Origin of the sequence: Streptococcus sp. CSL10205-OR2 (genome assembly GCF_025660655.1) — a bacterium.
Lineage (GTDB): Bacteria > Bacillota > Bacilli > Lactobacillales > Streptococcaceae > Streptococcus.
In genome coordinates this window covers 90,573-113,971 of the sequence record NZ_JAOTIN010000005.1, presented here as the reverse complement: position 1 = coordinate 113,971, position 23,399 = coordinate 90,573, and the positions used below count along the sequence as shown (strand labels likewise).

Genomic DNA, 23,399 nt, shown 5'->3' with positions numbered 1-23,399 from the left:
GTCGCAAGCGTCAGTATTCTTCTTACAAAGGTGAGGTTGGCAAGAAAGCCGCTAATCTGATTAATCGCTCATTTGAAGCGTCACAGCCTCTTAAGAAGTGTTATACAGATGTCACTGAATTTGCGATTCCGGCTAGTGATCAAAAGCTTTATTTGTCTCCTGTCCTTGATGGTTTTAACAGTGAGATTATTGCTTACAACCTGTCAAAATCGCCAAATTTAAATCAAGTGAAAAGGATGCTGGAAGAGGCATTTCCGGATGACTGTTACTCTGGCACCATCTTGCACAGTGACCAAGGTTGGCAATACCAACATGATGTTTATCATCGCTTCTTAAGAAAGAAAGGCATGAGAGTTTCTATGTCACGCAAAGGGAATAGTCCAGATAATGGCATGATGGAATCCTTCTTTGGAATTCTTAAGTCTGAGATGTTTTATGGTTATGAGAAAGAGTTTCACTCACTGGAAGAGTTATCAGAGGCTATTTCAAACTATATTGACTATTACAATCACAAACGAATCAAAACAAAATTAAAAGGACTGAGTCCTGTACAATACAGAAACGCAATCCTTTATTAAAATATAATCTCCAACTTTTGGGGGTCAGTACATAAGCAATATAAGGTTTTTATCATCTTCTACTTGATTTATTCATCTTCTGAATTGTCTTCTATCGTATTGTCATCAGTTGCTATATCCTCAGGTTGTAGTGGGTTTAACTCACTATAACTTGGGGCATTGTAGAGGTCTTGAGTAGAAGTGTTATTATTTTGACTATAAAGACTTGTTGACTTTTCTCCAAGTTCTTCTTCAATTTGAGTTAGAATCTCAAAGGAATTATTGTAAGAAATGACAGAAGAATCAACTGGTGTCAGGCCACTATCCTTGTAAAAACGAAGAAGATCGCCAGTTTGGATACTATCACTAATATCTAGTTGTGTTTTAGCGATATTTCTAATCTCATCAATCACAAGGATGGTATTTTCATCTGGATTAGTAATCTCATCACCAGTCACTGTATGATATAACCGACCACCATAGCTAGTGTACTGAGGTGTAATGAAATAGCCAGCAGTTCTTAAGGCAACAATTTGACGATTGTCTTTAGAGAGTAAATCTTGTCCAAGTTGGATATATTGTTTTGTGTCAATTCCTAGAAGGTGTAGTAGAGTCGGGAGATTATCGACTTCACCACCATAGGTGTCACTGATAAATCCTTTATCCGTGCCTGGTATATGAATCATATAAGGAACTCTTTGGAGCATGGCATTATCATATTCAGACCAAGTCTCAGAATCTTTACCAAGCAATTCGGCGAGACTAGGATTTCTGGAGTTAGAAATACCATAATGGTCACCATACAATAAGATGACAGAATTATCGTAAAGACCACTTGCTTTTAAGTAGTCAAAGAAGCTTTTAACTGCTGAATCTAGATAGTTAGCAGTTGCAAAATAACCGTTAATGGTTTCATCATCTGTTTGAGCAAGCGGGAAACCAACTTCATCTCCTGAAAGATTTTGGTAGGGGTAGTGGTTTGAAACGGTGATAAATTTGGTGTAGAAAGGTTGCTGCATCCGCTCTAAGTATTTGATAGAGTCAGAGAACATGATTTTATCATTTAAGCCATATTGGAAAGAATTATCATCAGTTGCTTCAGACATATATGATTGATCAAAGAAATAATCATAATCTAAAGCCTTATAAACGTTATTTCTATTCCAAAAAGTGGCTATATTACCATGGAAAACGGCACTGGTGTAATTTCCATTTTCAGCTAAAATATGAGGGGCAGCTTGTTGAGTATTGTCGCCACCATATTGTACGAAAAAGGAACCTTGGTTAAGCCCAAATAGTGATGTTTCCATCAGGGTTTCAGAATCTGATGTTTTTCCAGCCTTGACTTGATGGAAGAAGTTAGAAAAAGAAAAGGTCTGATTTGAATGATAAAGTGAGTTGATAAAAGGGGTCACTTCATATTCTTTGTTATCTACGGTTAATTTGTAATCGATTAAAAATTGTTGGAAGCTCTCTAAGTGGATGATAATAACATTACGCCCCTTGGCCAGTCCAAAATAATTAGGATTAGGATTGGCGTAATGTTGATTCACATAAGATTTGACTGTCTCAATTTCTTCTGGTTTAGCTTCAGCACGTACTTTTTGTGTTTGGTAAGTTTGATTGGCATCGTACCCTAAAAAGGCGGTGATTCCAAGAGCTCGAACAACATAGGTATTTGAAAAACCTCTGGATAAGAGTTCTGGTCTGTCAATTTCAGCTAAAAAAAGATTGACTGAAAAAAATAGGGTAGATAGAGCAGTTACTGCAAAGCTAGCTCTTTTATTAAAAGGGCGGTGATCCAAAGTGATATGTTTCTTGACAAATAAAAAAGTGAGAACAAAGACATCAAAAAGATAAATCAAATCCCAAGGACGTAAGAGATTAATGGCAGAGTCGCCAAGCCCTGCCGATACCTTACTGGTTGCTAACATGGTAGTAATCGTGATAAAATCAGAGAATTCTCTAAAGTAAATAGCGTTAGCAATTAAAAGTAAATTTAGTAGAATATATATGATAAAGGTTACACTATAAAATAGCTTCGTATTTTTAATATAAAGAGCCAATCCAACTAATAATAAACTAATCGGAATCGGATTAATCAGGGTTAGAAAAAATTGATAGGGATTTTCTAAACCAAGATTAAAATCCACGGTATTTGCCCACATCGTTTTTAACCAGTAAAAACCGATTAAACTAAGGATAAATCCCAACCTTGTGCTCATGATATTTAAGATAAATTTCTTCATTTTTTTCACAAAATTATTTCCTTATTCTATCTGTTCGTAAAAGAGTTTCACATTCAATTATAACATAAATGAGAATGGTTGAAAAAAGAAAACCATCTCACTTAAAATTGTCATCATTTTGTCATTATTTAGAATTGTTATAGAATAGATTTAAAAAAGTGATAGTATTGCTATTTTATAGGGATTTAGATAGGATTTCAAGAATTTTTTGTAGGAAAAATATTAAATTTCTGTTATAATGTAGAGTATGAATAAACTTGTTGTAACCCCTTTTATCGAGAAAAAAATTAAAAAGGGTGTCCAATTGTTGGATGCACATGATTTTGAAGGCTTATCAATTGATAATCAATTAGTTGAAGTGTTTTCAACAGCACAACAATTTTTAGGAGTGGCTTACCTATCAAGACAAAATAAAGGGATTGGATGGTTTCTTTCCCATCAATCCATAACATTAAATGATGCTTATTTTAAGATGCTTTTTAAAAAAGCTAAAGAAGAACGTAGCTATTATTTCCAGTCTGATTTGATAACTGCTTTTCGAGTCTTTAATCAAGACGGGGATAATTTTGGTGGTTTAACCATTGATTTATATGGTGATTATGCTGTCTTTTCATGGTACAATCAATTTGTCTATCAGCTTAAAGAAATTATCATTTCAGCTTTTAAAGCAATTTACCCTGACATTAAGGGTGCTTATGAAAAAAATCGTTTTAAAGGTCTGGAAAATGATTCGGCTCATCTTTATGGTCAAGAAGCCCCTGAAACATTTACTATTTTGGAAAATGGTGTTAGCTATCAAGTTTTTTTAAACAAGGGTTTAATGACAGGTATTTTCTTAGATCAACATGATGTGAGAGAGGCTTTAACGACTCATCTTGCAAGTGGGAAAAAAATATTAAATCTCTTTTCTTACACTGCTGCTTTTTCTGTAGCTGCTAGTATGGGGGGTGCTCTTGAAACAACATCTGTTGACTTAGCCAACCGTTCTAAAGAAATGTCTGAGGCTCATTTTAAAGCCAATCATTTAGATACCAGTAATCATCGCTTCATTGTCATGGATGTTTTTTCGTTTTTCAAATATGCCAAACGACATCATCTAAGCTACGATGTGATTATTATCGATCCACCTAGTTTTGCTAAAAACAAAAAAAAAGTTTTTTCTGTCGCCAAAGATTATCATCAACTGATTAACCAGTCTCTTGATTTACTAGAAGATGATGGGCTAATCATCGCTTCCACCAATGCTGCTAATCTTAGTTTGACACAATTTAAAAAAGAATTAGAAAAAGGTTTTGGGAATCAAAAACATACCTATGAATCTCTTTACCGACTTCCATCTGATTTTAAAATAAACAAAAATGACGAAAGAAGTAATTATTTAAAAGTATTTACAATAAAGGTGAACAAATGAAAACAGTAGTAACGATTAACCCAAAAGGCTTTGAAGAAGTCCAGCAAATGGACATTGAAAAATTCTCCGGAGCAGATGTTATTGAGTGGCGAGCTGATTTTTTATCAAAAGATAACATTCTTAATGTTGCTCCCGCCATTTTTGAAAAATTTTCAGGTTTTGAAATTCTTTTTACTCTGCGTACGCAAAAAGAAGGTGGCATGATAGCGTTATCTCCTGAGGAGTACGTTGCTATTTTAAAAGAAATCCAAGCACTTTATTCGCCAGATTATATTGACTTTGAATATTTCTCATATAAAAGTATTTTTGAAGAGATGTTAGATTTTTCAAATCTGGTCTTATCCTATCATAACTATGAAGAGACACCAGAAAACATTATGGAATTGTTTTCTGAGTTAACAACTTTAGGACCTCGTATGGTTAAGATTGCTGTTACTCCTAAGAGTGAACAAGATGTTTTAGATCTCATGAATCTAACAAGGGGCTTTAAAACCTTAAATCCTGAACAAGATTATGTCACTATTTCTATGGGTAAATTAGGACAATTAACCCGTTTGGCTGGTCATTTGACAGGTAGCTCATGGACATTTACTTTTATGGATGATCAAATAGCATCTGGACAGATTTCACTGATTCATTACAAAAAGATTATGGAGATGTTAGATGCCGATTGATGGGAAAACCCGTCTAGCTGCTGTGATTGGAAATCCTATTAAACATTCCCTATCACCATTTATCCATAACTTGAGTTTTCAAAAAACAGGTATTAATGGTGTTTACCTTGCTTTTGAATTAACTTTTTCTGATATTGAACTAACATTAGAAACCATTAAACGATTAAATATGTTTGGTATTAATGTTTCTATGCCTTATAAACAGGCAGTTCTTCCTTTTTTAGACAGTATTTCAACTGAAGCCCAATTGATGGGTGCAGTTAACACAATTTGTCATAAAGAGGGACAACTGATTGGTTATAATACAGATGGACTTGGCTTTTTAAAAAGCTTAGAAAATCATGATCATTTTAAGATAGCAGAAAAAACAATGGTTATAATAGGTAGCGGTAGCGCAGCTACCGCTATTATTGTGCAGGCAGCTATTGAGGGTGTTAAAAAAATTATTATTTTTACAAAAGCGTCTTACCTTGAGGAAACAAAACAAAGGATGACCTTACTGGCTAAAAAGACCGAAACAACAATTTTAACCTATGCCTTAGCTCAAAAAGAGTTATTTGAAGAGGTTGTTTTAGGTGCTGATTTATTGGTTAATGCTACTCGTATAGGAATGGATGGTAAAAGTTTAGCTCTTCCCAGCCATGAGGTGAAATTACCTAAAAATCTCTTGGTGGCCGATATTATCTATCATCCACTTGAAACACCTCTAATCACCTATGCAAAACAACAAGGGTTGCTCACTTTTAATGGATTAGGTATGCTTATCCAGCAAGCTGCCCTTTCCTTTGAATTATGGACAGGTGAGAAAATGCCTGTTCAAGAAATTTTACCATTGTTAGAAGAACAGTCTCAACAAGCTTAAGGAGTCTGATGATGAAAATACACGTTAATCTTCCTAGTCATCCCTATGATATTCTTATTGAAAACCAAGGCCTTTACCGTGTTGGAGAATGGGTAGCATCTTTTTGGCAACCACAAAAAATTGTTATTATTTCAGATAATCGTGTGGCTAATTTATATGCCGAACATGTGAAATTACAGTTGGAGAGCCAAGGCTTTCAAGTAGCTGTTTTTGATTTTTTAGCAGGGGAACCATCAAAAAATCTGACAACTATTGAAAAAATATATGATTTTTTATCTTCATTTGGAATGAGTAAAGCTGATGGTATTATCGCTCTTGGTGGTGGTGTTGTTGGTGATTTGGCAGGGTTTGTTGCTTCAACTTATATGAGAGGGCTACATTTTTTACAAATCCCAACCAGTCTTATTGCTCAAGTAGATGCTTCTATTGGTGGTAAAACGGGTGTTAACACTAAAACTGCTAAAAATTTATTGGGGACCTTTCATCAACCAGACGGGGTTTTAATTGATCCAGAAGTCTTAAAAACTTTAGATGAACGTGAATTGATTGAAGGAATGGGTGAAGTGATTAAATGTGCTTTGATTGCTGATACCAATCTTTGGCAAGTATTAGAGGAGATGGCTGGAACAAGAGAGAGTATTTTGAAAAATGCTGAACGCCTTATTTATCATTCTTGTCAGGTTAAAAAAGAAGTTGTCCTAGCCGATGAATATGACACTGGTTTAAGGCATTTTCTTAATTTTGGTCACACGATTGGTCATGCCATAGAGCAGACGGCTGGCTATGGTGACATTTATCACGGTGAAGCTGTTGCGATGGGTATGATACAAGTCGCAAAAATAGCTGAAGAAAAAGGGTTAATGGCAAAAGGCATTTCTAATGAAATAAAAACCATGTGTCAGAAATTTGGTCTACCTGTTGCCCCTTTAAAATGGGATAAAGAAAAGTTGTATCAAGCTATCACACATGACAAAAAAGTAAATGGTAAACAATTGAAACTGGTTCTTGTTCCAGAAAAAGGGCAAGCAAAGATTGAGTCAATTGCTATAGAAGACGTTAGAGATTATTTGGAGAAAAAATGAGATATTTTACTGCGGGTGAATCTCACGGCCCACACTTAACAGCTATCATTGAAGGTGTTCCAGCAGGTCTTTTTTTGAATGCTGATGATATTAATAAGGAATTACAAAGACGCCAAAAAGGTTATGGTAGAGGCGATAGAATGTTGATTGAATCTGATCGCATTGAGATAACATCAGGTGTTCGACATGGATTGACTTTAGGAAGTCCTATCACTTTAACCATGCCAAATAAAGATTTTGACCATTGGTCTCAGGTCATGGCTGTCCATGAGATTGATGAGCGTCAAAAACACATACGCCAGTTAACCAAGCCTCGTCCTGGTCACGCAGACTTGGTTGGTGGGATGAAGTATGGTTTTTCTGATTTGAGAAATACGTTGGAGCGCTCTAGTGCGCGTGAAACAGCTATGAGAGTAGCTATTGGCGCAGTAGCAAAACGCCTTTTGGAAGAATTGTCAATAACAGTCTTTCATCATATCACTGTTTTTGGTGGTATGACTATTGACCTTTCAGATGAATTGACCTATCAAGAGATAAAGACGAAAGCTGGACAATCAGACCTTTCGATTGCTAATGATGCTTTTGAAATGGCTATTAAAGAACAAATTGACAATATCAAAAAACAAGGAGATACTCTAGGCGGTGTTATTGAAACGATTGCTCTAGGTGTTCCGGCTGGACTGGGTTCTTATGTGCAGTGGGACCGCAAACTTGACGGTAAACTAGCCCAGGCCGTTTTATCCATTAATGCCTTTAAAGGTGTCGAATTTGGTCTGGGTTTTGAATCTGCTCATCTAAGGGGTAGTCAGGTCATGGATGAGATTGTCTGGGAGAAAGAGACAGGTTATAGTCGAAAAACTAACCGTTTAGGTGGCTTTGAAGGTGGTATGACAAATGGACAACCGCTGATTATTAAGGGAGTGATGAAGCCTATTCCAACGCTTTATAAACCCTTGATGACTGTTGATGTCAAAACTCATGAACCGTATAAGGCAAGTGTTGAAAGAAGTGATACGACGGCTCTTCCTGCAGCGGGTGTTGTCATGGAAAATGTCATTGCAACTGTTCTTGCTTCTGAGATTTTAGAAACATTTACTTCTAATAATATGACAGACCTCAAAGAAGCCTTTACCAGTTATCAAGAAAAATTAAAATTGTTTTAATTTTAACTAACTCTTATGCTATTTAATGCTTTTAAACCGGATGATAAAAGCTAAAAACTAAGGAATATGTTATAATGGTAAAGATCATTAATCATTTGATTAATAAGACTTATCATAAAGGAGAACACTATGTCAGTAAATATCTATGACCTTGCTAATTCACTTGAGAGAGGCATTCGTGATTTAGAAGAGTACAAAGCAGTTGTTGCCGCTAAAAAAGAAGTGGATGCCAATGAAGATGCTAAAGCCTTGTGGCAAGAATTTTTAGAAGCACAACAAAAAATCCAAGCCATGATGACAACAGGACAAATGCCAGGTCAAGAGGAACAAAAAACCTTACAAGAATTAGGAGAAAGAATTGAAAAAAATGAACTCCTTAAACATTTCTTTGACAATCAACAACGCTTATCTGTTTATATTCAAGATATTGAAAAAATTATCTTTAAACCATTACAAGAATTAGCAGAATAAAATCTATTAAAACATCTTAATGTTTGAGTTTTCTCTCACATTTTAGGTGTTTTTGTTTATTGTCTAAGTGATAAGTCATATAAAACAGTAACAAGGAATAACTATGAAATTAAGAACACATGTATCATCATTAAAGGGGAGTCTTCGTGTTCCGGGTGATAAATCCATTAGTCATAGAGCCATAATGTTTGGAAGCATTAGTCATGGGACAACGATTATTCATGGTCTCTTAGAGAGTGAAGATGTTTTGGCAACCATCAAAGCCTTTCAAGCTATGGGAGTAGAAATTACTCAAGAAGCTCAAGTCACTAAGATTAATGGTAACGGTTTTGAAGGTTTGAAACAACCTGATGTTTCATTAGATATGGGCAATTCAGGAACATCCATGCGTCTAATCGCTGGTATTTTAGCTGGTTCTCCTTTTGAGGTTGACTTGGTTGGAGATGAGAGTTTATCGAGACGTCCGATGGATAGAATTGTGACCCCATTAAAGCAAATGGGGGTTTCTATCTCTGGTCATGAAAAAAAACAGTTTCCTCCTTTGACCCTTAAAGGGTCAAGAAATCTCTCCAAGATAACCTATCACTTGCCAGTTGCCTCTGCCCAAGTCAAATCAGCCCTGATTTTTGCTACTCTTCAAGCCCAAGGGGAGAGTGTGATTATTGAAAAAGAACTGACGAGAAATCACACGGAGGAGATGTTACAGCAATTTGGTGGCAGAATTGATTGTGAGGGGAAAACTATTCGTGTCTATGGTAAAGAGAAACTAAAAGGACAAGAGGTAACAATACCTGGTGATATTTCAAGTGCGGCATTTTGGTTGGTAGCGGGTTTAATTGTTCCAAATAGTCAAATCAGATTAGACAATGTTGGGATTAACCCAACAAGAACGGGTATTTTGGATGTTATTAAAGATATGGGTGGCAAGCTCTTTATCTCACATCGTGATGAGAAAAATCAATCTGCAAGCCTAACAGTTTCTTCCTCATCGTTAATAGCCACCACTATTTCTGGAGCCATCATTCCACGTTTGATTGATGAATTGCCGATTATTGCTCTATTAGCAACTCAAGCCCAGGGGCAAACGATTATTAAAGATGCAAAAGAACTAAAAGTCAAAGAGAGTAATCGCCTTGCACTTATTGTCTCTTCTTTGAAAGCTCTGGGAGCTGATATTTATGCCACTGATGATGGTATGGTGATTAATGGTCCAACAGCTTTACATGGTGCGATACTTGATAGCCATAAAGACCACCGGATTGCCATGATGATTGTGATTGCTGCTTTGATTGTTTCATCTGGACAGGTTCATTTAACAGGAGAAGAGGCTATTAAAACCAGCTATCCTAATTTTTTCAAGGATTTGGAGGGTTTAATTGATGGCTAAGTTTTTAATTGGTTTTATGGGATCGGGAAAAACAACCCTAGCTAAAGCTTGGTCAAAAGATGCTATTGACATGGATGATTATCTGGAAGAAAGATATGGACGTCTTATTTGTGATTACTTTGATCAAGGAGAAGAAGACCTATTTAGACAAAGAGAATCAGAAATCCTACAAGAATTGTTAACAACTGATCAGATTATTGCTACTGGTGGCGGAATTGTTGAAAAAGCCATTAATCGAGAACTTTTAAAACAGGCAGAGGCTGTTATTTTTCTACGATTAGATTTTGAATCCCTTTATGACCGTTTAAAACAAGATAGTAAGACTAATCGTCCTTTATTTTTATCACTGAAAAAAGAAGAGCTTTATCATCTCTTTTTAAAAAGACAAGCCTTATATGAAGAGGTTGCAACGACGATTATTGAGGTGGGAGGTAGAATGCCTAGTCAATTAATCAAGGATTTTCTTAATCAATAAATGATACTTAAAAAGAAAAATCTGTCAAAAATCCTGTAGAAATCGCCTATTTTACTGTGAATAGTTGACAGTTGCTTAAAATCAGTATAAAATTTTAGATGATTGTGTGACTATAGATAAAAATGCATTGTGTCACAGAAAAAAAGTACAGATAGGAAAAAGCAATGGCAAGAAAAAGAGATATTGGCTTGACCCACCATGAAGAACTGCGCTATCAGTACCTCTTAAAAAACATTCATTATTTGAATCAAAGAGAAGAAGAGGAATTTAATTATCTTCATAGTAAATTCCAAACTTATAGAGCACAAAGTGGCAGTTCTAATCAATTTACACAGGAACGTCAAGCACCACAACGAACATCAAGAAGAAGACAAGACGCCTACAGACCTTTTGAGTATGATAGGAGTTCTCAGTACGCTAGACAAAGACATTTCGAGCAAGATGACTATAATCAATACGATGATTATGACAATGATAATCATTACGATAGTTATGAGGATGTTGAAGATGATAACTACGTGATTGATGGCTTACCCAAATATCGCGCCAGTGAAAAGAGACGCTCAAGAAAACAAAAGCGACTTGTACAACGGGATATGGTTGAACCTACTGCACCACTTGCTAAGAAAAAACCAAGGAGACGTCGTTTTCGTTTTAAGACCTTTCTTAAACTCCTTTTAGCCCTCATTGTTTTAACTTTTATCGGCATGGTCATCATGTTTTTTAAAGGCATGAATGATGTCTCTTCTGATAGTGCCAACTTTAGTCCTGCAGTAGAAGAATTTTTTGATGGGCAGGACACTTTTGATGGTACCAATATCTTAGTTTTAGGTAGTGATAGACGTGTTAGTCAAGGGTCTGATGAAGCAAGAACCGACACGATTATGGTGGTTAATATTGGTAATGAATCAGGTCAGGTTAAAATGGTCAGCTTCATGCGTGATATTTTGGTCAATATTGAAGGCGTTAGCTATGATGACTATAGTTATGATAGCAAGCTCAATTCAGCCTTTGCGATTGGTGAACAAAATGACAATCAAGGTGCTGAGTTTATGCGTCAAACGCTCAAACGTAATTTTGATATTGATATCAAATATTATGTCATGATTGACTTTGAAACCTTCGCAGAAGCGATTGACACGCTCTTTCCTAATGGTGTTGCCATCGATGCTCAATTTTCTACTATTAATGGTGAAGTCGTTGAGTCTGTTGATGTGCCAGATGATTTAAGGATGGAAAATGGAATTGTTCCAGACCAGACGATTGCTGTTGGAAAACAACGGATGGATGGTAGAACCCTCCTCAACTATGCCCGTTTTCGTAAAGATGATGAAGGGGATTTTGGGAGAACGAAACGTCAGCAACAGGTGATGGCAGCTGTCATAGACCAAATCAAAGATCCGACGAAACTATTTACAGGGTCTGCTGCCATAGGAAAAATCTATGCCCTCACCTCAACCAATGTCTCTTATCCTTTCCTTATTAGTAATGGTTTATCTGTTGTGACTAGTGGTAAGGAAGGTATTCAACAAGAAACTATCCCTGAGTTTGGAGATTGGATTGACGACTATGACATGTATGGGGGCCAAGGCTTAGCCATTGATTTTGATAAGTACCAAAATCGTCTTTCTGAATTAGGCTTACGATAATGTGATATAATAGAGTGGCTTGCCACTCTTTTTTTGTGGAATGAAAGAAATGCTTAAAAGAAAGTAGTCTTAATAATGTTGAAAAAAAATGATTTAGTTGATGTGGAAATAGTTGATTTAAGCCATCAGGGAGAAGGTATCGCTAAACACGATGGTCTTGTCTTTTTTGTTGAAAATGCTCTACCTGGTGAAAAAATCACCATGCGTGTCTTAAAAATGTCTAAAAAAATAGGTTATGGTAAGGTTGAAAGCTATCAAACATACTCGCCTCATCGCAAAAAAAATATTCAGGTTGATTATTTAAGAACCGGGATTGCTGATTTGGCGCATCTGTCGTATGAAGAGCAATTAAAGTTCAAGCAAAAACAGGTGGCAGATAATCTTTACAAGATTGCTAAACGATCTGACGTTCCTGTTTTAGAAACTATTGGTATGTCTCAGCCCAAACACTATCGCAACAAGGCACAGATTCCTGTCCGTCGGATTGCTGGTCAAATCGAAACTGGTTTTTTTAGGAAACAGTCTCACGACCTAGTGCCGATTTCTGATTATTTCATCCAAGAGCCAGAGATTGACAAGCTTATCAATTATTTAAGAGACTTGTTTAGACGATTTGAGTTGACACCTTATGATGAGGAGCATCAAACAGGTTTGATACGTCACATTCTCATTCGTCGCGGGCACTATACGGGTGAAATGATGCTTGTTCTTGTCACCACTCGACCAAAGATTTTTAGGATTGACCAAGTGATTGATGCGATTGTATCAGAATTTCCTCAAGTCAAGTCCATTATTCAAAATATTAATGATCAAAAAGGTAATGCTATTCTTGGTAAAACCTATAAAACGCTTTATGGCAAGGACACGATTACAGATACCATGCTAGGGCATGCGTTTTCGATATCAGCACCAGCCTTTTATCAGGTTAATACAGAAATGGCTGAAAAACTCTATCAGATTGCCATTGATTTTTCTGATTTGTCTGCTGATGATGTGGTGATTGACGCCTACTCAGGTATTGGGACAATTGGTCTGTCAGTGGCCAATCACGTTAAGCACGTTTATGGTGTTGAAGTGATAAAAGAAGCGGTTAGAGATGCACAAACTAACGCCAAAAAAAATGGCATCACAAATACCACCTATGTCTGTGATAGCGCAGAAAATGCCATGGCCAAATGGGTGGCAGAAGGGATTAAGCCAGATGTGATTATGGTCGATCCACCAAGAAAAGGCTTGGCAGAGAGCTTTATCGAAGCCAGTGCCAAAACAAAGGCTCGTAAAATCACCTATATCTCATGTAACCCGAGTACCATGGCGCGTGATGTCAAACGCTATGAAGAACTAGGCTACCACCTTGAAAAAGTACAACCGGTGGACTTATTCCCACAAACGCACCACGTGGAGTGTGTCGGAGTGTTGGTGAGGGAGTAGAAAATATAGTTAAAGTTTGTACAGGATCATTTAGAATAATGACTTTTGAAATACTGATTGCTATTTTTAAAAACCATTACACAATATAGAGCCGAGGAATTTAAGAAAAATGTTTAATATCATAAAGTTATTGTTTGTTAGAGTATTAATCAACCTTGCAGATAGTATTTTTTATATTGGCATGGTTTGATATACAACAACTTTTTCATCAAGTAACTATTGAGGAATACTAATGCCTCTAATTATTATCGTTCTGCAATGAATTGTTTATCGCCGAAAAGGAAATATTAAATGATGACATTTGGAAAATTTAAAAATTTACAGCATGTATCTACTCATTTACCACAAATAAATATTCCTCGAGCAAAAAAACTGTTAATCAATACATTTCAACAGTTTCTATTAGAAAATCCTCCTTTTATAGAGGAGTTAAAAGAATATTATTTTCAAGTTATAAAAATTGCAAGTCAACGATCTTATGAAGAATTAGAATTGTTGTCAGATTATCTTTTCTTTGAAAAATTCTATCAATGGTGTATTGGTAGAAAGAGCCTATTTTATGAAGTATATAAAGAATTTGAAGGAAAAACAATTATTATTCGCTCTGATTCCTTAGAGGATAAAGAAACTTTTTCAAGTGCAGGTTTGTTTCATTCTGTAGTTGTTAAAAATCATTCGTGTGATAGTTTAATGACAAAATATTGTGAACTTATTGAATCATTTTTTAGCCTTAGAACAATATATCAGTTAAATCTTGACAAAACAATATCATTTGAAAATTATATACAATCAATTGATGTTTTTTTTCAGGAATTTCTAGAAAGTAATGAAGATATTTCTGATCAAGTTTTTCCAGAATTAGACTTAGATACTATAGATTTAATTTTCGATCAAATAGACTTACTAGCTGATTTATTTAAAATTTCAATTGATTCAGAGTGGGTATTAGAGACATTAGACAATCTAAAAATATCTATTGTAGGATTTAAATCCAATAATAAAATAGAGTTTAGCTGCGCTTTTGGACTCGGTAAAATTGTAGGAAAGACCTCAGCATATACGACATATTATAGATATAGAGAAAAAAGTGAAACCTTTTTTGATGTCAAAGGTAAGGATAAAAGGGTTGTTAATGGGTCTAGGCTATTCTTAGTACAGGCTAGAAAATTACATACCCTTCCTATCTCAAATAAATCACTTATTTCCAATAAAACGGATCAAGTTATATCATCTAATTTACTAAGTTATTATGGTGAGACGTATTCGGGTAAGTTATTATTATCTTATGACGTCATTACAGCATGGGACTGCTATATAAAAAATCTTGATAATAAGCCAATTGTTGTAGTTTTAGAAGGCAATGGATTTGAACATGAGATTTTAAGATTCAGAGAATCGGGGGTTTCTGTTTATAAAGTATCAATCGAAAAATACATTTTTTTACAACGAAATAGTAAAGCGAAATACTATGTCAGTGATCATGTTCTCAAAAATTTAATTCTGACAGAATATCTTCCTCAATACAAATATACTACAGGAGATGATAAGGCAAACGGTAAATTATTTATACCAAGCTTAGAAAAAAAGGTTCATGAGGGAAATTTCTTAGTAATAGAGAGAGTTTTTAGAGAATTCCTTAATTTAAATCCCGATGATAGTGGTGCATTACAAAAGTTTTTAGAGAATATTCCAAGTTCAGTGAGGTGGAAAGAGAACTTGGTATCTTTAGATACTAGCTTTGGCTTAGATTTATATAAAACTATAAATGAATTTCTTTTGGCAGATGATTGTGTAAGTATTCTTTTTGAATATAAACAATACTTACTGAAGCATAGGATAAATGAATCTTTTTATTATTATCAAGAAAAAATATCAGACGATATTTTAGAAATGATTGCTAGAGATTATTATTATTTTAATTTAGATAAAAATCGAGTCAAAAATTTAAAGTTGAAGCAAGTACTATCATTTTATGACGAAGATATCAATGGATTAGGCAATATTGATAATAGATTAAACTATATTGAACTGATTCAAAAAGTTAAATACACTGACTTTTTTAAAAAAAGAGTGACTAATAAAAAATATAAATTTTTACAATTAGTTGTAAATATCGAAAGTGGTCTTTTTTATGATGAAAAGTTAGTTCCCTATTTACTGAAAAATTATTTTATATACGATGAAAAAGATATTGAGATATTCCTTATGTTACAAAACTACGGTTTATTAGATACTGATATGCTAAAGGAAGTACCAGCTGATATCTTAGATTTTAAAAATTTTATAGATTCAATAACCACATTTAATGATGTGTATAAGATGATAGAAAAAGCGAAGGATGTTGGTCAGAGTATCTCATCAGAGTTTGTTTACCAAAATTGTCGAGAGTTAATGTCGTTATATGAGAAAGTCAAAAAAACTAATCATAATATTTATTTAAGGATTTTTAGTGAAGAATATCAGAAAAACATTGAATTGTGTGATCTATATGCAAAACAAATCGCAAAAGAATTTGTTGATGATATTGGAAAATATAAGAAATATAGAACCGAATTATTAAAATGGTTTCGTTATAGTCAATATTTTGTAGAATTGATAGATATAAAATATAGGAAAAATTATTTAAATTATTGTTCACAAAGCTTTACTTATTTAAAGACAACACGCAATACTAGTATGGTAATTGGCTATGGATATGATAACGTGTGGTATAACGAAATAAAAAAAGAAGATAAAAGTCAAACAAATTTACATAAACTTCATAATATCATTCATCAAATTCAATTAAAAGCTGTTAATGAAATAGATAATAGCATAAATGAAAAAAGAATTAATCAACAAATTCCTATTCTAGGATTCTTTAGAAATTTTAAATGTTATTTATCGAGAAACTATTTAAAAATCTTTTTTGATTTGACAATTCATAAATCTGAAATAGTTTATTCTCAAAATTATCTATCAATTGAATATACGGAGGCTCCACGTGGAAAAGAAAAAGGACATGATAAAGAACATATTGCTAGATTACATGTACTAGATAAATTACTAACTTTGTTAGCTAAGCATCTGGAACTTCCATATTTTTCTGAAATTAAGTACTCATTGACCAACTATAGATTGGTTGCTAAGGTTGAATTTGAAAATAGCATGGCAGCATCATTAAAAAATCAAATGCTATCTGACTTAGTTTTATTAATTAATCTGACATTTGATTTTTCTAAAGTTGATAATAACAAAGTTTTTAGTTTTATCTCGAAAATTGACTATACTTTGTTGAGAGAGCTTCTTGATTCTACAATAGAGATTATGAACAATGCAGAAGATATAAATTATGAAAAATTAAGTCAATTATTTACAATAATTTCCCAAGATGAGAATATCTTTGAGAAACTTCAAAACTCTAAAAGAAAGAAGAAAATTTTGTTGAGTATTATCAAGTAGACTGAAAAGAAACTATTGTAGACGGGGAGGCATACGAAGTGAAAATAGCACGCTTAACGCTTTAGTAAGCAAAATCATCAAAGTGTCCTTTATTGCTTAAAAATTTGAATCAATTTGGTTTTATATAGTTGTTTACAAACACTCTCGAAGGTATATAGCTTCGAGAGTGTTTGTATATTTTACTGATCTTGATATAGAAAACTATGTTAATTGTAGTGGCTGATTAGTCATGAGTATCTTCTTTTTGAGTAGTTGTTTTGGTACTTATTATATCAAGTTTTTTATTTTTTCTGATTTTTTCTCGTTTCAAGTGTAATAATGCATTTTATACAAAATTATTAATCAAATCAACTGTTTTCCTCTTATGTTTATGATAGAATAGAGAATATTATTATTTTTTTTTGGAGGCAATATGAAAGCACCTTTTAACCGTGAGAAAAGGCAGAAATTTTCCTTTCGTAAACTAACGATTGGATTTTTGTCTGTTGCAATCGCGAGCTTATTTGTAGGATTTTCTGATGGACCAGCACAAATTGTTTCGGCTGATCAGTTAACATCTAGTACAAAAGCTCTCAAAACAATATCCTACCACTATGTTACTGATTCCGAATTGACAAAGAAAGAGTATGATCAAATCATAAAAGGATTTCCTTCACAAATTGAAGAAAATGATACCGACTATTATTTTATCTATAAACCTCAAGAAAAAATAGTATCAGATTCTCAAAATAAAACTCTACCTAAAACAGGTCAACAAACATCTGATTTCAGTACTTTGATAGCATCTGGTTTAATACTTGTTGCCATTGTTATTATAAAAAAGAAACGTAAAAAAGAAGTTATAGTTAGTCTTTTGTTATTGACAGCTGGCGGAATAACAATGAGTTCACAAGAAGTTTTAGCATTAAAAAATGATGTTTTATCTCAGTTTAATCAAACATTTCAGATTGAATCAACACAATTTTTACCAAAGCCAGTCACTATAAATGGCTATGATTATATTGGTTATTTTAAAATCCCTAAAGATAATACCAAAGATGTTGAGATAGACAGTTCGACATCGTCTAACATCGTAAAAGTTCCTGAAACAGCACCTAGACAAGCTGATCCAAAAGAGGCAAGAGTTGAGAGTCGACTAGAGACCACAACGTCAACTATTCCATTTACCGAAGAAACGCAAAACAGTGATGAGCTTTTTGTTGGAGAATCAAAAGTCATTCAGGAAGGTGTAACAGGACAACGCACCATCACTACCAAAATTGATACAATTGATGGTAGTGTGATCAGTACCGAAGAAATCTCAAACGAAGTCAGCCAATCACCAGTCAATCGAATTGTTGCTATAGGCACAAAGATTAAAGAGAGCAATGTTCCTGAAACAGCACCTACACAACCAGACTCAAAAGAGGCAAGAGTTGAGAGTCGATTAGAAACAACAACATCTATTATTCCATTTACTGAAGAAACGCAAGACAGTGAAGAGCTTTTTGTTGGAGAATCAAAAGTCATTCAGGAAGGTGTAACAGGACAACGCACCATCACTACCAAAATTGATACAATTGATGGTAGTGTGATCAGTACCGAAGAAATCTCAAACGAAATCAGCCAATCACCAGTCAATCGAATTGTTGCTATAGGCACAAAGGTTAAAGAGAGTAAAGTTCCTGAAACAGCACCTACACAACCAGACTCAAAAGAGGCAAGAGTTGAGAGTCGACTAGAAACCACAACGTCAACTATTCCATTTACCGAAGAAACGCAAGACAGTGATGAACTTTTTGTTGGAGAATCAAAAGTTATTCAGGAAGGTGTAACAGGACAACGCACCATCACTACCAAAATTGATACAATTGATGGTAGTGTGATCAGTACCGAAGAAATCTCAAACGAAATCAGCCAATCACCAGTCAATCGAATTGTTGCTATAGGTACAAAGGTTAAAGAGAGTAAAGTTCCTGAAGCAGCACCTAGACAAGCAGACAATGTAGCTGAAGTTATTTATAAAATTGAGACAGAAATTGAAGACATTGATTTTAATCATGTAGTGGTTAACGATGCTGACAAATATGAAGATGAAGAAGCTGACATACGTCCTGGAGTCAAAGGTAAGCGCGAAATCGTTAGGCGTATCCATCTCATTGATGGTCAAACTATTAAAACAGAAGAAATATCGTCTACACAAACGTTAGCTCCTGTTGATCAAATCACCACCATTGGTATAAAAGTAGATAAGCGACAACTCCAAGCAGAATATGATGATAAAGACATTGTTAAACAGGATTTGTTATATCGACTAGCAGAAAATTTTAAAAAGAATGCTTATGATCAAGCGCTTTCCAATGCTTATGCTGTGTTAAATGATAAAGAAGCCAATAAAACAAATGTTAAAAAGGCACTAGATGATTTAAAATCTGCACGTCAAGCTTTAGATGGTCAATTAAAAAGTGTACCAACTTTGGCTATTAAAACAATCACTAAAAATGAAGAACGTAAAGAAGCTACGGTAACATTTACATTGAATGATCAAGATCAAGCCTCTCTTTCGTCTAAACTCTATCTTTATCATGATTCTAATCTTCTTAGAGAAATAGAAATTACAAATATCAATGATTCTTTAACCTTATCAAACCTTGATTATTATACTGACTATACTATTAAAACTGAACTTCAGTATAATATTGGTAACGGTAATATCACTAAGCTTTCAGACAATACTGAAACATTCCGACTTGACTATAAGAAAATTGAATTCAAAGATGTAGATGAGATAGAAATTTATGAAAAAGAAGAGCAAAACTTTAAACGCTTAATGTCATTTGCTGAAAAGCCAACGCAGTTAGATAATTTCTTCATCAAGATTAAATCAGATCGATTTAAAGAGAAGTTATTGCCTATTTCAGATATTTCAGAAGACCCAAGTCATCCAAATGCTTATAAAGTATCAGTGATGTTTGATGAATTAGTCCAAGATAAACAGATGGCAGAAGATACACAATATCAATCAGGTTTCCACTTTTTTGTTGCTAAATCTCAAAGGAATGATGCTGTCTATACAGACTTTAAGGATTTGATAGCAGCCATCAAAAATAATCCATCTGGTTCTTACACAATCGGTGCGAATTTAACCGCTAGTGATATTAACGTTTCACAAAATGATATCTCATATGTCGATGAATTTAGTGGCACTTTAACAGCAGAATATAATGGCAATAAGTATGCCATCTATGATTTAAGAAAACCATTATTTAACACCCTTAAAAAAGCTACTATAACACATCTTGACCTCAAAAATGTCTCCATTGAGGCAGTAACATCAGAACTTGGTAGCTTAGCCAATACTGTTAGCAACAGTCACTTGGAAGATATTGCTGCGACGGGTCATATCACAGGCTCTAATGTTGTAGGTGGTATCATAGGTGCTGGGATTGAAAATAGTACTATTCAAAATGTTAGCTTTGAAGGAACGGTTAATAGTTCTGCCAACTGGCAAACTGGATATATGGCAGGAGGGATTGCTGGTCGATTAAATAAAGCCAGTCTAAGAGCTGCTTCAACTAATGTGACATTGAATTTACCAACCACTGGTCAAACACATCGTGGTGGTGGACTAGTTGGTTTGATGGACAATAATGCCCGTTTATCAAACGCCATTGCTAGAGGAAAAATCAATTATTCTGGAAATAGTCAAGTTGGTGGAATTGTTGGTTCAACATGGGTTAACGGTCAAGTTAATGATGTTATTAGTGATATTGACGTTCAAAATGGTAATCTTATCCACGGGGATACTGCTCATAATAATGCTAATATCCGTCAAGCATATGCTGTCACAACAGACAATAAAGGACGAGCTGACAAATGGACAACACAGATTACATTTGCTGATATTGCTAATAAACTGACTAACTATCATATTACGGCAACGATTACTGATAGTAAAAATCCATTAGAACGTCATGAAAATTTAGATTATACAGTCCTTAAAAATGCTGTTTCTGAACGTTCTACTGCCTATTATAATGTGGAAAAACTCGTTCCATTTTATAATAAAGAATGGATTATCTATCAAGGGAATAAAATATCAACTAGCGATAAGCTGTATCAAACTAAGCTTCTTGATGTCGTTCCAATGAAAGACTCTGAAGTTATTATTGCTATTGCTAATCAAAAGAATGCTATCAATAAACTAATGTTACATTATGTAGATGGGACTATCGACTATCTGCCATTAAACGTTATTGGTCAGTTTAAAAATACAGATATCTTTGAATATCAAATAGCTAATACAGATCTTATCTATACCCCTGAGGAATTTATTTCAGATTATACCGATGTTATCAACCAAGTGCTACCTGAACTGAATACTGTTGTTTTTTCTGAGGAAAGTTTAAAAACGACTCTTAAAATGACAGATAATGATAAGTTATACGAATTGTTCCTTGAAGAAAGTTTTGCGGACGTTAAAAGTAATCTAGCTAATCAAATCAGAAAAATATTGACCATGAACCAGTCTATCAACACAAAAGGTAAGAGTGTGAAAGACTATCTGATTAGTACTATTAAAGAGAATAAAGAGGCTATTTTATTAGGTCTAGCTTATATGAATCGTTGGTACGACATTAATTATGATGACCTAAATACAAAAGATTTAACGGCATTCAAACATGACTTCTTTGGTTCTCAAGATAGTAATAGTTTAGATGTCATCATAAATATTGGTAAATCTGGTTTTGAACAATTAAAAGGTAAAAATACCGTTTTGACCTATAGTAAACTATTGGCATATCCTAAACAACAAAATACGCTCTTTAACTTATTGGAAACCTACCGTCAACTCTTTTTACCAAACAAATCAAATAGTCGTTGGTTCAAAGATAATAGCAAGGCATACATTGTTGAAACATTGTCTGATATTCCTGAGGTTAGGTCTAAACAAGAAACTGCTACACGTGATGATAAATTTGCCATTGGATTGTATGATAAACTAACACAAAATAGTTGGTCATTTAAAAATATGATTCTTCCTTTATTGACTATGAAAGAAGAAAGTCTTTATATTATTTCAACCCTTTCAACTATTTCCTTTGGTGGTTATGAAAGATATCTCTATAATAATGAAACGCCAAATGGGGAAGATTATAAGACATACATGCACAAACTAGTTGATACAACAGCTAAATGGCATCGTGATCATTTTGATTTTTGGTATAAAATATTAAGTCCAGAATCACGTGAGAAATTAGCAAATAGTATTCTCAATTATGATGGATTTAACTATCGAAATAATGCTACTCAATCAAGTTGGAGAACTTTAGAATCCAAGGATGCCTCTATTAGAGATTTCTTTGGTCCTGTTGGAAAATGGTATATCAATAACGGTGCCGGTGCTTATGCAACTGGTCATGACGTTAGTTTTATTTATTATCGTATTCTAGACAGAAATGGTGCCTCTACCATGACTCATGAAATGGTTCACAATTTTGATGGTAATATTTATTTTGAAGGAAATGGTAGACGAACAGGACTTGGGGCAGAGTTATTTGCCTTAGGCTTACTACAGGCTCCTGATAACATTGATGAAGCAACGATCACCATCAATCACATTTTCAACGATTATCCCGACTCTGATACGAGAATGCATACTATTTCTCCTAAAACTAGATTTAAAAATGCTGATGATTTACAACAATATATCAGAGGGATGTTTGATGTTGTCTATAGCTTAGAATATTTAGAAGCACAAAGTGTTTTAAAAGCAACTCCAGAAGTTAAAAAAGAATGGTATCGCACGATTGAAAATTATTATGTTACTGATGAAAAAACAGGTAAAGAGACACATGCAGGAAATACTGTCCGTGCTCTAACCGATGAAGAAGTCGCAAAATTAACGGATTTTAATAGTCTTATTGATAATAATATTCTTAATAGACGTGATTATAGAGAAGGAAAACGTGGTCGTAACGGCTATTATACGACTAGCCTACACTCTCCTATTTATGCTGCTTTAGATAATAAAAATGGCGCACCAGGAGATGTCATGTTCAGGCGTATAGCTTTTGAATTATTGGCAGAAAAAGGTTACCAAAATGGGTTTATTCCTTATGTATCAAATCAATTGGGTGATGTTGCTACTGCTGAAAACTCATTAACTTGGTCTAGCTGGTTTAATAGAAATGTACCATTGATTACAGACCAACATGTCCTACAACATATTTTTAATGGAAAATATGAAAGCTGGGCAGCCTTTAAGAAAGCAATGTATCAAGAAAGAATTGATAAATTGCAAACTCTTAAACCGATCACTATACAATATGAATTAGGAAATCCTCAAAGTACTAAAACTATTACTATCAGTAGTCTCAGTCAATTACAAGAACTTATGGATGCTGCTGCTCAGAAAGATTTTGACAACTTACCACGAGCTACTAATCATACTCCAGCAAGCTGGGTTAACTTGTTGAAAAAGAAAATTTATAATGCTTATCTGCGTGAGACAGATGAGTTTAGAGAATCGATTTTTAATTGATAAAAATTTTCTATCATTTCAGTT

The 23,399-nt window shown here is 34.2% G+C and carries 14 protein-coding genes; 13 read left to right on the top strand and 1 reads right to left on the bottom strand.

The window, feature by feature from the left end; translation table 11 throughout:
- Positions 1-578, top strand: a 578-nt coding sequence (locus tag N7659_RS04160; protein WP_263275970.1) for an IS3 family transposase, incomplete at its 5' end; no start/stop codon positions are given.
- Positions 579-646: 68 nt separating this feature from the next.
- Here N7659_RS04160 and N7659_RS04155 read toward each other — a convergent pair.
- Entirely contained in the window at positions 647-2,815 is a 2,169-nt protein-coding gene (locus N7659_RS04155) for an LTA synthase family protein (RefSeq protein ID WP_263275969.1), read from the bottom strand.
- A 238-nt stretch (positions 2,816-3,053) separates the two neighbouring features.
- Here N7659_RS04155 and N7659_RS04150 point away from each other — a divergent pair, with 238 nt between their 5' ends.
- The 12 genes from N7659_RS04150 (at position 3,054) to N7659_RS04095 (ending at position 23,375) form a co-directional block, all read left to right on the top strand.
- On the top strand, positions 3,054-4,217 hold the full coding sequence (locus N7659_RS04150; RefSeq protein WP_263275968.1) for a class I SAM-dependent rRNA methyltransferase: 1,164 nt from the start codon (positions 3,054-3,056) through the stop codon (positions 4,215-4,217).
- Positions 4,214-4,891: a type I 3-dehydroquinate dehydratase gene (gene aroD, locus N7659_RS04145; RefSeq protein WP_263275967.1), complete on the top strand. Its 678-nt coding sequence runs from the start codon at positions 4,214-4,216 to the stop codon at positions 4,889-4,891. The genes N7659_RS04150 and aroD overlap by 4 nt, the downstream gene beginning before the upstream one ends.
- Entirely contained in the window at positions 4,881-5,753 is an 873-nt protein-coding gene (gene aroE / locus N7659_RS04140; protein ID WP_263275966.1) for a shikimate dehydrogenase, read from the top strand. Before aroD ends, aroE begins: the two co-directional genes overlap by 11 nt.
- A gap of 11 nt (positions 5,754-5,764) precedes the next feature.
- A complete protein-coding gene (aroB, locus tag N7659_RS04135) occupies positions 5,765-6,835 on the top strand; it encodes a 3-dehydroquinate synthase (RefSeq protein ID WP_263275965.1) in 1,071 nt (356 codons plus the stop codon).
- Positions 6,832-7,998 (top strand): chorismate synthase, encoded by a 1,167-nt coding sequence (gene aroC / locus N7659_RS04130; protein ID WP_263275964.1) that lies wholly within the window; start codon positions 6,832-6,834, stop codon positions 7,996-7,998. The genes aroB and aroC overlap by 4 nt, the downstream gene beginning before the upstream one ends.
- Positions 7,999-8,127: 129 nt before the next feature.
- The gene (locus N7659_RS04125; protein WP_199567065.1) at positions 8,128-8,469 is read left to right on the top strand and encodes a YlbF/YmcA family competence regulator; all 342 of its coding nucleotides are present in this window, start codon (positions 8,128-8,130) and stop codon (positions 8,467-8,469) included.
- 103 nt (positions 8,470-8,572) lie between these two features.
- Positions 8,573-9,856 carry a 3-phosphoshikimate 1-carboxyvinyltransferase gene (gene aroA, locus N7659_RS04120; protein WP_263275963.1) on the top strand — a complete coding sequence of 428 codons (1,284 nt, stop codon included), beginning with the start codon at positions 8,573-8,575 and terminating at the stop codon, positions 9,854-9,856.
- Positions 9,849-10,331: a shikimate kinase gene (locus N7659_RS04115; protein ID WP_263275962.1), complete on the top strand. Its 483-nt coding sequence runs from the start codon at positions 9,849-9,851 to the stop codon at positions 10,329-10,331. The genes aroA and N7659_RS04115 overlap by 8 nt, the downstream gene beginning before the upstream one ends.
- A 164-nt stretch (positions 10,332-10,495) precedes the next feature.
- A complete protein-coding gene (locus N7659_RS04110) occupies positions 10,496-11,980 on the top strand; it encodes an LCP family protein (RefSeq protein WP_263275961.1) in 1,485 nt (494 codons plus the stop codon).
- 75 nt (positions 11,981-12,055) lie between these two features.
- The gene (rlmD, locus tag N7659_RS04105) at positions 12,056-13,411 is read left to right on the top strand and encodes a 23S rRNA (uracil(1939)-C(5))-methyltransferase RlmD (protein WP_263275960.1); all 1,356 of its coding nucleotides are present in this window, start codon (positions 12,056-12,058) and stop codon (positions 13,409-13,411) included.
- A gap of 291 nt (positions 13,412-13,702) precedes the next feature.
- On the top strand, positions 13,703-16,852 hold the full coding sequence (locus tag N7659_RS04100) for a hypothetical protein (RefSeq protein WP_263275959.1): 3,150 nt from the start codon (positions 13,703-13,705) through the stop codon (positions 16,850-16,852).
- A gap of 412 nt (positions 16,853-17,264) precedes the next feature.
- Complete coding sequence (locus tag N7659_RS04095) at positions 17,265-23,375, top strand: ZmpA/ZmpB/ZmpC family metallo-endopeptidase (protein WP_263275958.1); 6,111 nt, start codon at positions 17,265-17,267, stop codon at positions 23,373-23,375.
- Positions 23,376-23,399: the final 24 nt, after the last annotated feature.

Bases quoted from the DNA above. Each gene is read 5' to 3' on its own strand.
- N7659_RS04150 (WP_263275968.1), top strand. From the start codon at position 3,054: ATGAATAAACTTGTTGTAACCCCTTTTATCGAGAAAAAAATTAAAAAG.
- aroD (WP_263275967.1), top strand. From the start codon at position 4,214: ATGAAAACAGTAGTAACGATTAACCCAAAAGGCTTTGAAGAAGTCCAG.
- aroE (WP_263275966.1), top strand. From the start codon at position 4,881: ATGCCGATTGATGGGAAAACCCGTCTAGCTGCTGTGATTGGAAATCCT.
- aroB (WP_263275965.1), top strand. From the start codon at position 5,765: ATGAAAATACACGTTAATCTTCCTAGTCATCCCTATGATATTCTTATT.
- aroC (WP_263275964.1), top strand. From the start codon at position 6,832: ATGAGATATTTTACTGCGGGTGAATCTCACGGCCCACACTTAACAGCT.
- N7659_RS04125 (WP_199567065.1), top strand. From the start codon at position 8,128: ATGTCAGTAAATATCTATGACCTTGCTAATTCACTTGAGAGAGGCATT.
- aroA (WP_263275963.1), top strand. From the start codon at position 8,573: ATGAAATTAAGAACACATGTATCATCATTAAAGGGGAGTCTTCGTGTT.
- N7659_RS04115 (WP_263275962.1), top strand. From the start codon at position 9,849: ATGGCTAAGTTTTTAATTGGTTTTATGGGATCGGGAAAAACAACCCTA.
- N7659_RS04110 (WP_263275961.1), top strand. From the start codon at position 10,496: ATGGCAAGAAAAAGAGATATTGGCTTGACCCACCATGAAGAACTGCGC.
- rlmD (WP_263275960.1), top strand. From the start codon at position 12,056: ATGTTGAAAAAAAATGATTTAGTTGATGTGGAAATAGTTGATTTAAGC.
- N7659_RS04100 (WP_263275959.1), top strand. From the start codon at position 13,703: ATGATGACATTTGGAAAATTTAAAAATTTACAGCATGTATCTACTCAT.
- N7659_RS04095 (WP_263275958.1), top strand. From the start codon at position 17,265: ATGAAAGCACCTTTTAACCGTGAGAAAAGGCAGAAATTTTCCTTTCGT.